This is a genomic window from Lentimicrobium sp. L6 (assembly GCF_013166655.1).
GTDB lineage: Bacteria > Bacteroidota > Bacteroidia > Bacteroidales > UBA12170 > UBA12170.
Map to the genome: position 1 here is coordinate 1 of NZ_JABKCA010000006.1, position 14694 is coordinate 14694.

The 14694-nt window shown below is 35.0% G+C and carries 9 protein-coding genes and 1 tRNA gene; 2 read left to right on the forward strand and 8 right to left on the reverse strand.

The window, feature by feature from the left end; genetic code table 11:
- Positions 1-3527 (reverse strand): choice-of-anchor L domain-containing protein (locus HNS38_RS02470; protein ID WP_172345930.1); only part of this gene is annotated, 3527 nt, incomplete at its 3' end.
- A 447-nt stretch (positions 3528-3974) separates the two neighbouring features.
- Here HNS38_RS02470 and HNS38_RS02475 point away from each other — a divergent pair.
- A tRNA-Leu gene (locus HNS38_RS02475) sits at positions 3975-4056 on the forward strand.
- A gap of 690 nt (positions 4057-4746) precedes the next feature.
- Here the strand turns inward: HNS38_RS02475 and HNS38_RS02480 are convergent.
- The gene (locus tag HNS38_RS02480) at positions 4747-5637 is read right to left on the reverse strand and encodes a hypothetical protein (RefSeq protein ID WP_172283671.1); all 891 of its coding nucleotides are present in this window, start codon (positions 5635-5637) and stop codon (positions 4747-4749) included.
- A 179-nt stretch (positions 5638-5816) separates the two neighbouring features.
- Between HNS38_RS02480 and HNS38_RS02485 the strand changes: the two genes are divergently transcribed.
- Positions 5817-7001, forward strand: coding sequence for a glycosyltransferase family 4 protein (locus tag HNS38_RS02485; RefSeq protein WP_172283669.1), 1185 nt, complete (start codon positions 5817-5819; stop codon positions 6999-7001).
- Positions 7002-7023: 22 nt separating this feature from the next.
- On the opposite strand, the gene HNS38_RS02490 is transcribed toward HNS38_RS02485, so the two are convergent.
- The 6 genes from HNS38_RS02490 to HNS38_RS02515 form a co-directional block, all read right to left on the reverse strand.
- Positions 7024-7662: a hypothetical protein gene (locus HNS38_RS02490; RefSeq protein WP_216663618.1), complete on the reverse strand. Its 639-nt coding sequence runs from the start codon at positions 7660-7662 to the stop codon at positions 7024-7026.
- Between the two features lie 241 nt (positions 7663-7903).
- Positions 7904-9007: a DUF5050 domain-containing protein gene (locus tag HNS38_RS02495; RefSeq protein ID WP_172283667.1), complete on the reverse strand. Its 1104-nt coding sequence runs from the start codon at positions 9005-9007 to the stop codon at positions 7904-7906.
- 77 nt (positions 9008-9084) lie between these two features.
- Complete coding sequence (locus tag HNS38_RS02500) at positions 9085-12015, reverse strand: FAD-binding and (Fe-S)-binding domain-containing protein (protein ID WP_172283665.1); 2931 nt, start codon at positions 12013-12015, stop codon at positions 9085-9087.
- Positions 12016-12146: 131 nt separating this feature from the next.
- A complete protein-coding gene (gene rny, locus HNS38_RS02505; RefSeq protein ID WP_172283663.1) occupies positions 12147-13691 on the reverse strand; it encodes a ribonuclease Y in 1545 nt (514 codons plus the stop codon).
- Between the two features lie 263 nt (positions 13692-13954).
- The gene (locus tag HNS38_RS02510; RefSeq protein ID WP_172283661.1) at positions 13955-14245 is read right to left on the reverse strand and encodes a cell division protein ZapA; all 291 of its coding nucleotides are present in this window, start codon (positions 14243-14245) and stop codon (positions 13955-13957) included.
- A 4-nt stretch (positions 14246-14249) separates the two neighbouring features.
- Entirely contained in the window at positions 14250-14537 is a 288-nt protein-coding gene (locus tag HNS38_RS02515; protein WP_172283659.1) for a hypothetical protein, read from the reverse strand.
- Between the last annotated feature and the right edge of the window lie 157 nt (positions 14538-14694).

Consider the following 14694-nt stretch of genomic DNA (forward strand, 5'->3'; position numbering starts at 1 on the left):
GCCACCTGTCCGTCAGCAAAGGTACCTCCAGGTAAAATCCAATCATACTCTAAAGGAAGATTTGATGGAATGGCAACACCATTAAAGTTTCCTTCTTCGCCAATGCAAAATTCATCATTGGTAATATCCACATCAAAATCTGGGTTTACAATAACATTATCATGGAAAAAGGTGTGAGAGCAGCCTTGTCCATTAGTAACAGTAAGATTTATTTGATAAAACCCATTGGAAGGATAAATATAGGTAAGTTCTTCTTCATCAGAATTATCTCCATTATCAAATTCCCAAAGATAGGAAACTATAGGATCATCAACAGAAGAGGCAGTAGAGGTATTGGTCAGTTCTACCACATTGGAAAGACAAGGGTTAATATAAGTAAAAGAAGATTCTGGAGAAGGAGAAATGGTGATTTCAAGATCCTGATTGTCATCACATCCAAACTCTGTTATGAGTTCTAGATTCACCGTATATGTACCAGCATTAGGGAAGGTATAACTTAGATCCTCAGTATTAAAGACATTCCCATCAATAGTCCAATTATAAGAAGTGATATCACTAATGGGTGCATTTGAATTATTAGTAAAAACAGTTTCAAGACCCAAACAATTATCATCTGCAGAAAAATCAGCCACTGGATTATCATAGACATTAAGCTCATGATTTTGAATACTAGAACAATTATCATCTGTGGTAACTGTAAGAATAACATTTTTGGTACCATAACTGGTGTAGGTATGGCTAGGATTCACCTCATTTGAAGTTCCTCCATCGCCAAATGACCATTCCCATTGACTAATACTTCCATTTATGGACTGATCGGTAAAATCTACTTGCTCTCCATCACAAATATTATACAAGCTAAATTCAGCTGTTGGGCTTTCAAATACCTCTACCGTAATACTCAAAGCATTTGACTCTCCACAACCAGGCGATTCACTACGTACAAAATACTCGGTGGTCACTAATGGAGGATCTATTAAAATTGATTTTCCAAGGGCAATTGATGTTCCATTTAAATCGTTAGCATACCAAGTATAAGAAAGGTCTGAACCTTCACAACTTAAGGTAATCTTATTTGGTATCTCTGCAGTACAAAACGACAGATAATCAGAAGAGATAGATGTGGGTGGACTAGGTGTAGTTTGAACAGAGATTTGTTGGTCGGCAGAACCATCACAACCTTCAGGGGTAGTGTAAAAATATTGAAGTTCATAGGTTCCATCACCACCGACCGCAGCAGGGTCAAAAACTCCGGCAGCATTAACTCCAGGCCCTGAATACTCACCTCCAGCAGGAGAGCCCTGAGTTAAAGTAATACTACCTAAACCTGCACAAACCAATGGGATTTCACCAAAAGTAACCTCTGGCATAGCCGCAACAGTAAAGTCCTCTATACTAGAGTTTTCACATCCCGCACCATCGGTATAATGGTATTCTAAATAATAGGTTCCTGGTCCTGTTTCTGGGGAATTCGGATCAAACATAGTACCATTTGAAATCACACCAGGGCCAGAATAATATCCGCCTGATGGTGAACCTCCATATAACATTTTGTGACCTTCGTTTACACAAAACACATTATTATTAGTGGAAAAAGTCACTATTGGAAGACCTGTTACAGTAATATCACTGGTTTCTGTATCTATGCATCCATTGTCACCAGAAACAGTGTAAGAGATTTCATGTATAGAGTTTACTGCAAATAGACTTGGATTGAAATAATAATTCCCTCCACTTTCGGTAACTCCAGGTCCGCTATATACACCTCCACTAGGGATGCCATGGTTTAGCAAAATGGAAGAAAGAGTAACACAGGCATTGGGAAAATCTGTTAGGGTAATACTAGGTAAAGGAAGCACTGGAACCGTAACTTCTGCTAAAGCTTGACATCCATCAGAACTTGTTACCAAACAGGTATATGTTGTTGTTACCGAAGGTGTAACCTCAAGAGTTTGTGCAGTGGAGTTATCGCCCCATAGATAGGCAGTACCTTCTGAAGCTTGCAGCTCAATTGTTTCGAGAGAACATATTTCTTGCTCGCCTGTGATGAAAGCTTCGGGTTGAATGACTTCAACATCAAAAGTATATTCATTATTATAACCACATTCATCGTTAACGCTTATGGTATAGCTTGTGTTAGCTGTTGGTGATACATCAATAGAGCTTACATTTCCGAAGCCACTTTCAGACCATGAGTATGTATAATCGGGATAACCATCGGATACCACAACGGAAAGCTCAGTACTTTCACCACAGGCAATTTCTAAATCCCCAAGCGCCTGGATAGCAACTGGTTCATGGTCTTCAATCTGAACAGTAACAGTATCTGTTGAGCTTCCTTCACAACCCAAGTAATGGGTATACTCTACCTGAAACAATTCAGGAGCCTCAGCAATCCCATCATCAATAGGAAGCACTTTCAATGTTTTAGAAGTTTCTCCGGCAGCATAGGTAAAACTCCCAATTGGGAAATTAGGAAGAGGAGGAACTGTAGTATAATCAATACCATATTGAGCTTGTCCACTTCCTTGTAAAACAGTAAAATCTACTGTTGTAGCTTCAGTTCTGGCATCGATACCAAATTTTAGAGTTACATCGTTACAACCTTCTACCGAGTTAGATATACTGGCATGGGCATATTCTGGTATAATTTCTACTTGTGCCGCAGTGAAACTATTTGATCTAAGAAATACTCCTGAATCAAATTGACCATCTTGAGCATCTGCAATAACAATTTTAATATGATATTCTGTACAAGGAACAACAGCAGCCCAAGCCGTTAACTCAACTGTAAAACCATCATATTCAACAGTTCCTTGTTGCTGAAAATTATTATTCACATAATACTGATTATTATCTTCAGAATTAACATTCATAATTGAAATAGCATCATCAGTATTAGGTATTAGAGCAATATTCTTTTTTACATAAACCCCTCCTGTAGGATCATCTCCAGATAAGAAAAAAGCAAACACATCATTAAAAGGTCCATTATTATATTCAGGATACTCATCTGATCCAAAAACATATTGGAATTTAATAGTATCTGTTTCTGGTATAAAATCGAACTCTATCCCAGATGCATCTTTAGTTTGTACTCCAGCAATAGCAGTTAAATCAGTATCTCCACTAGTTCCATTAATTACAGTAATACCCTGTGAACTATTGAACCCTTCGGCATCTTTTGCATCACCAGAGGTTAGAACTATTCCTGAGGGCATTCCAATATTAGAGGCGTATCCCACAAAAAAACCATTGGCGTTTGATGGGCCAATTAAATTTGCATTAAAAACATTAGTCCCATAAAAAAAACCTTCTCCTAATAACTCCTCAACTATTTGAATAGCCGTTTTATTTGGTGTTACATTCAAACCAAATTTTGAATTTTCATCTTTTGGAATGGAATTACTAGCTATTTTTTCTCTATCAATAAACTTCTGTTCATTAGAAGTACCTTGAGCATAGGATATACTAAATATAGAAATAGCCAGAAGTGTATATAATAGACGAATGTAAAATTTCCCCATGTTGGTAATTGTTGGTGTAGTTTGTGTGCACACAAAAATAACAAAATAATATCTTAATCTTAAAACCTGGTAGGGATATAAAATCTCTCCTCAGCTTTATACAATCTTCAGCATATATAATTGATAAATAGTATAACAAACTTGCGAAGATTGATTAAAAATTGTATAAATCCCAAGGAAAAACCATAAACGCATAAACTATGCATCTGAAATATCTTAAAATAGCTCGCTATTATTGCGATATTCCAAAAACAAATCTTACACATTTCTGATTTTCTGAGAATAACATTTTAAATCTTACTCAGGTTTAAACAAAATGAAAGACCCTAATTAATTGATTATGGTTGCCTAAGCAGCAAAGGAATGAAATAAAGAGCTAGAAGAATCAAAAAATATTTAAAATGATAATTGTATATTAAAAAATAATACTATTTTTGCACTCGAATTGCGGATGTGGCGTAATTGGTAGCCGCGCTAGACTTAGGATCTAGTGTCGAGAGACGTGGGGGTTCGAGTCCCTTCATCCGCACGAAACCAGAGTTTTTACTCTGGTTTTTTTGTATATAATAATTCCTGAATCGGAGATTCACATACTATTCAGAACATCTCGATAAATACAAACTAATTTTTCTTTCTGTCTCTTACCCTTTTTTTGAAAAAGGGTAGCAAAAACAACCGCTGTATCAAAAAGCCTACCCCACAAATAGCTTTCCGGAAAAACAATAAATGTTGACGATTGCATGTCAGCATAAACTCCTCCTTATAGCGACATTCTGCGAATTGTCACTAACGAGCGTCAAACAGTATTGTTTTTATTTCCTTCAAGCTATTTGCTCCGCTTAACGTCTTTCTGATAAGGCGGTCGTAAACTTCTTGCAGAAGTTTTTGTAAACTTTGCGTGGGTTTGTTTTTAGAATTTCTGATTTTAAACTTAATTCAATTCAATCAAAGCTAGCTTGCTATTTTGTCGGGCCACAACTATTCTTCCAGATGTTGATACTCTTCTTATTGTTAATGCTTTTCTCTGATTAAAAAGCTTAGAACTAAAAACTGCAGTATAGCACAATATTTTTAGCCCAGCGTGAAGAGCTGGGAAATAAGTTTAATATTTGTTTTATGCCACCAGATGAGAATTAGGAATATATTTACACTTCGGCAACATTATATAAGCTTGGAATTGAAATGGGGATATATTATTCCTTTTGATAGCAAAAACTTTCTATTCGGGCATATCAGAATAACGGTACCAAGTGTGACCTTTTATATTATTAATGATAGGTTTTAGATCGTCGTTATCTTCTAACATCTCTAGAAATATAGGCATCACTTCGTCGATATTATGATCTTGAAGCCATGGTTTCATATGCTTATCGCGTGCGGAAAATATGGGAAAAACTTCTACTTTCGATTTTCCATCAATAATAGCTTCTATACGACTAGATTTGTATTTCGCTATATTCTTGGTGTCTTTTCTATAATAGTGAACATGGATGGTATTTAGATATTGAATGAGTTTCTGCATTTCATCTTTAGTTACATTTCCCACATAAGATTCCAGCTTGATGTCAAATTCACTAGCGACCGTTCTAAGTACCTTTAGCTGCTCCATATAAAAATAAAAGGCTGCTGCCCTGCCACATGGATAACCTCGTTTTTCCAAATAAGTCTTACAATAATAACCCTCTGGCTTGGTCAACTTTGAATTCCAATACTCAAATTCTAAATTAAAACCATCCACCAATTCATTTTCATTATCGATATGATTTAAATTATACTGCAAAATGGGATCAAAAGATGTAGCCTGCTCCCCTACTACCGAAATCCTCTTTATACCATATTGTGTTTTTGCTTTGCTGATAAAATTTGCAAAAGGATCGTCAGTCATTTTGTTATTTAATGGAAATCGATTTCGATGAATCTTAGTGATATTATAGATAATTAAATAATTAAATCCATGACTTTGAGCATATTCTAAAAGCTTATTCTCTGACTTGGGGATATCGATGATGTCGGCAAAATCATTTACATAAAGGGCTTTTAGGGAATCCGTTTGAGAGGATGCCATGCCGATATAGGCAAAGCTAAGGATTAAGAATATGATGTTTTTCATAAGGTTTTCATTAGTCAATTAAGTTTCAAATGTACAAAAGCTTTTCTTATTATAAATACCTATTTATATGTAGAATTATCTTCAAAAAATCATTTTCCGAAAATTTTAAATATATTTCGATAAAGCTCTTAATTGATTTACTTTTGTACAATAATTAAGCCATTAAAATATTATTGAATATGAAAATAGGAATGATACTGGACAGCCATTTCCCACCCGACCCACGAGTGGAAAACGAAGCCTTATCTTTAATAGAAGCTGGACATGAGATTCATCTCTATTGTATTGATTATTCAAAAAAACAAAAAGCTGAAGAAAACATAAAAGGAATTCATGTTCACAGAGTATCTCCACCAACATTATTATATAAATTTTCGGCCCTAGCTTACGATCTTCCTATTTATCATTTATTCTTTAAACAAAGTTTGAAAAAGTTTATTGAGAATACTAAAATTGAAGCCATCCACATTCACGATCTCCCTATTGCTAAAAGCGTATTTGATATTAATAAGACTTTCAAGCTCCCCATCACTTTCGATTTACATGAGAACAGGCCTGAGATTATGAAATTTTATTCTCATACCCATTCCCTACTTGGTAAATTGTTAATCAGCCCTAAAAGGTGGAAGAGTGGCGAATATAAATATATAAAGAAAGCTGATAAAGTAATCGTAATAACCAACGCTGCTAAAGATTATTATTGTAAAGAAATGGATGTCGACCCCAGTAAATTTTATGTGGTTCCAAATTCTGTTCAATCGAGATTTTATACTGACTACACTATTGACGCAAATATTACCGAGAAATATAAAGGTCATTATACCTTATTATACTTAGGGGATACAGGATTAAGAAGAGGTCTGGAAACAGCCATAAAAGCCATGAATAATCTCATTTTAAAAATCCCCAATATTAAATTAGTCATTGTTGGAAAAAGCAGGACAGATCAGATTTTAAAGAATCTAATCAATGAGAACCACCTTGAGAATTATGTTGATTTTGTGGGTTGGCAAAATTTTGAATTATTCCCTTCTTATATTTTAGCAAGCAATATAGGAATATGTCCCCTCCATAGAAATATCCATCATGACACCACCTATGCCAATAAGATATTTCAATCTTTGTCTTTCGGAAAACCAATTATTGTGAGTGACTGTACTGCTCAAAAAGATATTGCAATAGATTATGAATGTGGCTTAGTATTTAAGGATAGAGATATTGACGATTATTCGGCTCAGGTTCTAAAATTATACGAGCAAAAAGACCTATATACAAAAATGTCGGAGAATGCCATGGTGGCCATAAAAGAACATCTAAATTGGGAGGTACTCTCTAGGGATCTAAAGAAAATATATCCAATATAATTGTAATTTCTGTCAAGAGAAATCAGTTCTTTTTAAATAGATGATGCTTTATATATTTAAACTCATGAATTAGTATCATCTTATATCTGGTTACGACTTCATTAAATCCACTTTGTTCGGTTGCATTATGCCGGGTTTTAATATCGATCATTGCTTTTTCAAAATCTCCCTCTGCTCCTATTTTATTCCAAAACACTTGAAAATCCTCTGCTAAGTTCTCGAGGCTCATTTCCATAGTTTTGGTTTTATTAGCCAAAAAAGCTTCTATGTTTATATTAACAGTATCAATATAATCGTAACAAGCCTGAAGTTTTTGAGCTTCATTAAGCTTAATGGTAGGAGTCAATCTTATTCCTTCACAAAAAGCCTCGATGATACTATATTTTTTATAAAATCTACTCATATGACTTTTAGCCACAGCATCACGATCTCTTTTTAAATGTACATAGAAAGCATTATCACCAAATAATAAATCCAATTGGCCTAGGTGCCAACTTAAACGATTATCAGACTCTATATGATTTTGGGGATATTGAAACCGTTCTTTGCCAAATTTCTTAGTCAAAGTCTCATGACCAGAACTGTAATTGGTAATATGGTGACAAGCTCTAGCGATGGTGGTAGAACCATTTCTACCTGTACTTAAAATAAAAACTCGCATTAAGGAATATGTTTTCTGTTTGTAATTCTTTTATGATGATATCCCAATCGAAAAACACCAACAAAAGGAAAACACAAATGTAAAAATTATTTTGTGCCTAGACCTATTAATAATTATAGCTTTAGAGTTCTCTCCAAAGCTATAATTATTTTTATTTATGAGAAAGTAGTATAGAAGCCCTCAAAGAATTGAGTATTTTTTTTTAGCCCCAATGTTTTCTTAGAACTTCTTAATAGAGCGGTTATTTCGCCAAAGGTCTAGCACATACTCTATCAGAAAAACTAGTCATTTGAAATAACTGAGTACCATCTAATGCCATTCGATATAAATGCCAAGGATTGCTATAATCTTGAGTTATTCCATTGACAAAGAAAACAGCTTTATTATCATCCGACAAACTAGCCCAAAGTGGATAATCATCAACTGGCAATCTTAATTCATGAATTATTCTTTTTCGCTTTATATCATAAAATACAATATAACCATTCCCATCAATATATTTGGGTGTGATTAAAAATTTTCCATCAGCACTTACATTAAAAGCATGTAGGTTAAATTCAGCATCTTCATAAACCACTTCCTCATTTGAACCATCATATTTTCTTCGATATATATCTTTTGTGCCATTTACTAGCTTACTAAAATAAATCCAATCATCAACTTTACTACAAGTTGGATTATCTTCATGAGCACCTGGAGGTGATAATTCTTTTACGGTCCCCAAATTATAGTTATAAGCCAATAATCTATATTTACCATTTTCTTTATATTGAAACAAAAAAGCACCTAAAACTTCATGATGTTTTAAAAAACTTACATTTCTATCAATTTCATAAACAAGCTCACCAGGGTCATTGTGGTTAATAGTACTTTTCTTGATCACCCCCGTCCTGTTATAATCAATATAATAGACATGCTCACCATCTTCTGACCATACTGGATAACAAACAATCCCCTGATCAATAACCTCATAGCCAATCTGATCACTGTTCATTTTACAAATCTCATAAGAAGACTTATTTGTGGGGAAGGTATAAAACAATACTTCATAAGTGTCCAACTCATAATGCTTAAAAAGGTATGCAAACTCATTGGTATCATTAATAATCACTGTGTCATGAATAATGATAGTATCTATTAATACGACGGTATCTTGAAAAATAATACTGTCGATTAAAAACAGAGTATCATTATTCGAAATAGTATCGTGCAAAAAAAGCGTGTCCTTTAAAAAAACAGTATCGTGAATAATTGTTTCTATGGTCTCTGTTTTCGTCTTTTCACATGATAAAAAACTGGTGGCAACCATCACAGATAACAAGATTAATGTAGGAATCTTTTTCATAATTATAAGTGGTAAAATTAATAATACCACAAACTTAGCAAAAATAACTATACAAACGTTATAGGGATAATATATTTTTATCTCACTAGTGCTGCATACAAAACTTCTACTGGATGCTCTGCTTCTTTTTGAGTTCCATCTTTTATCTGATGGCGGCAAGAGGTACCAGGAGCAGCGATAATTGTAGCCTGCTTGGCTTCTCTTACGGCTGGAAACAATACCAATTCTCCTACCTTCATAGATAAGTCATAATGCTCTTCTTCGTAGCCAAAACTACCTGCCATACCACAACAGCCACTAGGGATTTCTTCAGCAATATAATTCTCGGGAATACTCAACATGGTTTTTGTGGCACTCGTTCCACTCAACGCTTTTTGCTGGCAATGGCCATGAAACTTGATTTCTTTCGCATCTTTAGTAAACTGATTTTTACTAATTCTTCCTGCTCCAAACTCTTTTGTAATAAACTCCTCAATGGTAAAAGTAGACTTAGCTAATTTTTTGGCCTCCTCCATTAAAGATTCATCTACTAATTCAGGATATTCATCTCTAAAAGTTAATATGGTGGAAGGCTCCACACCTACTAAGGGAATCTGCTCTGTAATCACAGGAGATAGTAATTTTACATTTTTCTCTGCTATCTTTTTTGCCTTACGTATTAAACCCTTTGACAAAAATGTCCTTCCACTTTCATCATGCTTTGGAATAATGACCTGATAGCCCAATGAATTCAATAATAAAATGGTTTTTATTCCAATCTCCGTATCGTTAAATCTCGTAAACTCATCATTAAACAAATACACCTTCTTATCTAAATTAATATTAGAATTTCCATTCTTCTTAAACCACTTATCTAGGGTGGTTTTATATAATGATGGCAAGCTTCTTTTGGTAGAGAAACCCATTTTCTTCATAAAGAAGGCCGCAAGAGCAGATTTCATTAATGCATTATATAGAGATGGAAAAACAGAAACCAATTGATTTACAGTAGTGATATTGGCAATCATATTACTCCGTAATGGCACTCCATTGGCATCGTAATAATGCTGAAGGAATTCGGCTTTTAGTTTTGAAACATCCACATTTGAAGGACATTCCGACTTACAAGCCTTACAGCTTAAACACAAATCCATGATGTCATAAATCTCTTCATGATCGAAAGGATTTTTTTTATCAGAACGGCTTAAGAATTCTCTCAATACGTTGGCTCTTGCTCTTGTGGCATTTCTTTCATCACGAGTAGCCTGAAAACTGGGGCACATGGTTCCACCAATAGCAGCCGATTTTCTACAATCCCCTGAACCATTACAACGCTCGGCAGCTCTTAAAATTCCTGGGCCATTATCAAAACGGAAAATCGTCTCTATTTTTCTCTCCTGATTAATCCCCTCATAGCGCAAGGAGGTATTCATTGGAGGAGTCTTGATAATTTTATTTGGATTGAAAATGTGCTTCGGATCCCAAGTCTCTTTTAATTCCTCAAAAATTCTCATGAGCTTATCACCCATCATTAATGGAATAAAAGCTCCTCTCAATCTACCATCGCCATGCTCTCCTGATAAAGATCCTCTATATTTTTTTACAATTACTGCTGTATCATGAGCTATTTTATGAAAGAGGTCTACATCACCAGCATCCTTTAAATTTAATACCGGACGCAAATGCAATTCGCCAGTAGCAATGTGGGCATAATAAACACAGGACTTGCCATATTTCTCCAGCATCAAATTAATTTCAGCTATAAATTCTGGCAATACTTGAGGATTAACAGCAGTATCTTCAATTACTGGAGCTGGCTTACCATCACCCGGCATATTCGACAAAACACCTAATCCTGCTTTTCGGAGGTTCCACACTTTGGTCATGTCTTTACCAGTAACAATAGGAAAATGAAAACCATAATTAGCGGCCTTCATTTCTTTTTCCATATCAGCTGCTTTTTTGATAATCACATCCGGATTTTCATCGGCAAATTCCACAATGAGGATAGCACCGGGATCTCCCACCATAAAAAAGCGGTTTTTATCTTGCTCTTTATTGGTTTTAGTCATATCCATAATGGCCTTATCCATTAACTCTACAGAAAAAGGCTGATATTTCAGCGCTATCAAATTGGCTTTTAAAGACTCTTCCACACTATTCAAATGAACACAGACCAAAGCCTTATGTTTTGGAGGAAGAGGAACCACATTCAGTTTAATCTCTGTTGTAAAAGCTAAAGTCCCTTCAGAACCAGCGAGTAAACTGGAAAAATTAAAAGGTATTTGAGTATTTGAGTATTTTTGTGTTTCGAGTAATAAATCCAAAGCATATCCAGTATTCCTTCTTTCAATTTCAGGATCCGGATAATTGTCCTTTATTTCTTTTTGGTTTTCAGGGCTACTTAACACCTTGTGGACATTCTGATAAATTTTCGATTCTAAAGAATTACCTTTAAGTTTGTTAACAAATTCTTCATTGCTTAATTCCCCAAAAGCAACTTCGGACCCATCACTTAGAATCGTTTTTACTTCTAAGGTATGATCTCGAGTACTGCCATAAACCAAACTATGTGCACCACAGGCATTATTACCCAACATCCCTCCCATCATACAACGATTACTCGTACTCGTTTCTGGGCCAAAGAATAAGCCATAAGGTTCTAAAAACTGATTCAACTCATCCCGAACGACACCCGGCTGAACTCTCACCCACTTTTCTTTCTCGTTGAGCTCAATAATTTTAGTGAAGTATTTAGAAATATCGACTATAATCCCATTCCCAACTACTTGTCCAGCCAAACTCGTTCCAGCAGCTCTTGGAATCAATGAAAGCAGATTTTCATCAGCAAAACGAATTAGGAGTTTTAAATCCTCCTCTGTTTTTGGAATTGCAACAGCTAAAGGCTTTTCCCGGTAAGCAGAAGCATCAGTAGCATATAAAATCTTATAGGTTTCATCATAATGGAATTCACCAGAAAAATCCTTTTCTAGTTGCTTGAATAGTTGTATAAGGTGGGTTTCTTGCATTGAATTTTAATTAGATTGTAAAATTAGAAAAAATCGATGGCCCACTCTGGAATTAACGGACTTTTATGCAAATAAAAAAAGCCATTGATCTAAATGACCAATGGCTTCTATAAATTAAGGTAGAGATTTTTCTATTTTGCGTAACTAATCGCTCTAGTTTCTCTAATTACTGTAATTTTAATTTGTCCAGGATACTTCATTTCATCTTGGATTTTCTTAGAAAGGTCATAAGAAAGTTCAGCCGCTTTTGCATCGTCTATTTGCTCTGCACCTACTATTACTCTTAATTCACGACCAGCTTGAATAGCATAGGTTTTCACTACACCATCATACTCACGAGCCATGCTCTCTAATTTCTTCAATCGTTGAATATAAGCTTCTACTACTTCTCTACGCGCACCTGGGCGGGCTCCAGAAATAGCATCACAAACTTGAACTATTGGAGACAATAAACTTGTCATTTCAATTTCGTCGTGGTGAGCAGCAATAGCATTTACCACATCAGCACTTTCCTTGAATTTCTCAGCTAACTTACCACCTAATAATGCATGAGGTAATTCTGGCTCATTATCTGGCACTTTTCCAATATCGTGCAGTAAGCCAGCACGTTTTGCTTTCTTAGGATCTAAGCCAAGCTCACTAGCCATCGTTGCACAAAGATTGGCCACTTCGCGGCTATGTTGCAATAAATTCTGACCATAAGAAGAACGATATTTCATTCTACCCACCATACGCATCAATTCTGGATGCATATTATGAATACCAAGGTCGATTAGTGTACGCTTACCAGTTTCTAAAATATCTTTTTCAAGGTGCTTTTTGGTTTTATTTACTACCTCCTCAATACGAGCTGGGTGAATTCTACCATCAGTAACAAGTTTATGAAGAGCCAAGCGAGCCACTTCTCTTCTTACCGGATCGAAACCAGAAAGAATAATAGCATCTGGTGAATCATCGATGATGATTTCAATACCAGTTAAAGACTCTAATGCCCTAATATTTCTACCTTCTCGTCCAATGATTCGACCTTTCACCTCATCACTTTCCAATGGGAATACTGAAACACTATTTTCAATAGCATGTTCAGCAGCAGTACGCTGAATAGATTCTATTACAATTTTCTTGGCTTCAGCATCAGCAGAAAGCTTTGCTTCTTCAATGATATCATTAACATAAACCATGGCATTGGCCTTGGCTTCGTCCTTAACAGTTTCAATTAATATGTCTTTTGCTTCTTGTGCAGATAAACCAGAAAGTGCTTCCAATTGCTGAACCTGTTGGTTCACCATTTTATCTAGACTTTCTTCTTTATTCATTACAATTTCGAGCTGTTGACTTAAATTGGCACGAATGGCCTTTACTTCCGCATTTTTTTTATTTAAGTCTTCTAATTTTTGGTTTAGGGCGGTTTCTTTTTGTTTAATTCTAGATTCTGCTTTTCCGATAGCACTGTTTTTTCCTTGAATATACTTTTCGTGCTCAGATTTCAGTTGAAGAAATTTCTCTTTTGCTTGGAGCATTTTCTCCTTTTTGATTACTTCTCCTTTTTCTTCAGCTTCCGTAATTAGGTGAATGCTTTTCTTTTCAAGGGCTTTTCTAACTATAATAGTAGCTATAAAAAAGCCTAGACCAACACCTCCCAATAAGAAAACCGAGTAAAATATTATCTCAGTCATTTCAAATGTTTTAATAAGTTCAGAATATGCGTTGGGGAGAGGCAGAAAAAAAAACCGCACAATTCCCGGAGTTGTAAACCCCTTTATAGACACGTATAGGGCTGCCAAATTCCTCGAAAGTCCACTGACCGGTAAACCGATACCCGTGAGGGTTGAGGCCTTTTCTAAAAATTTATGAGCTTATCCCTAATTGTTGTAATGTTGAATTTACATACTGTTGAGAACTGCGCGGATTATATTTTCAAAGAACTATGTTTAAATATTTAGGAGACTTTTGAACTTAAAAATTCATCTATCTCTTGCAAATGACTAGTCATCTCATTATCTCTATAGTCGATTTGCTTTTGTAAAGATAAGGAATTATTTGCTAATTGTAAAGAAATCATGGCCAATAAATCTTGAAAATCATTATAATGGAAGGTTCCACTATAGTCATTTATCAGTTTTTCAATATGTTCTGCCGATTTCCTAATTATTTCTTCCTCTTCTTCAGATTGTATTTTTAGTCTGTAGGGGCGATTTGCTATATTCACTTTTATGGTATGATCGCTCATCAGACTATTTATTTAAAAGATTTAAACTATTATCAATTCTCCGCACCAACTCATCGATGACAATTTTTGTACTTTCCTTGTCATCTTCCGAACTCATGGTTTTAGTTATTTTTATCACATCTAAATCTTGCTGAAGCTTTACTAAATGCTCGTCTTGGCTAATTAGCTCGTCTTTCAGTTTAGAATTTTGATGCTTTAAACTCTCGATTTCTTCTGTCAATCGGGTATTTGATTCCACTAGCAATTTGATTTTGTAATAGATACCCGAAATCAATGTACTTGCGTCTTTCATATACTGTTTTTGACCAAATCTTCCCTGCAAATATAAATGACATTATTCATTAATGCAAGCCTATAATAAATGTTAAAAATCATCAAATTAAAAGAGTAAAATGTTTTATTCACTGTTAAAACTCTTTTCACTTTTATAATAATAAGCTCATTATTAA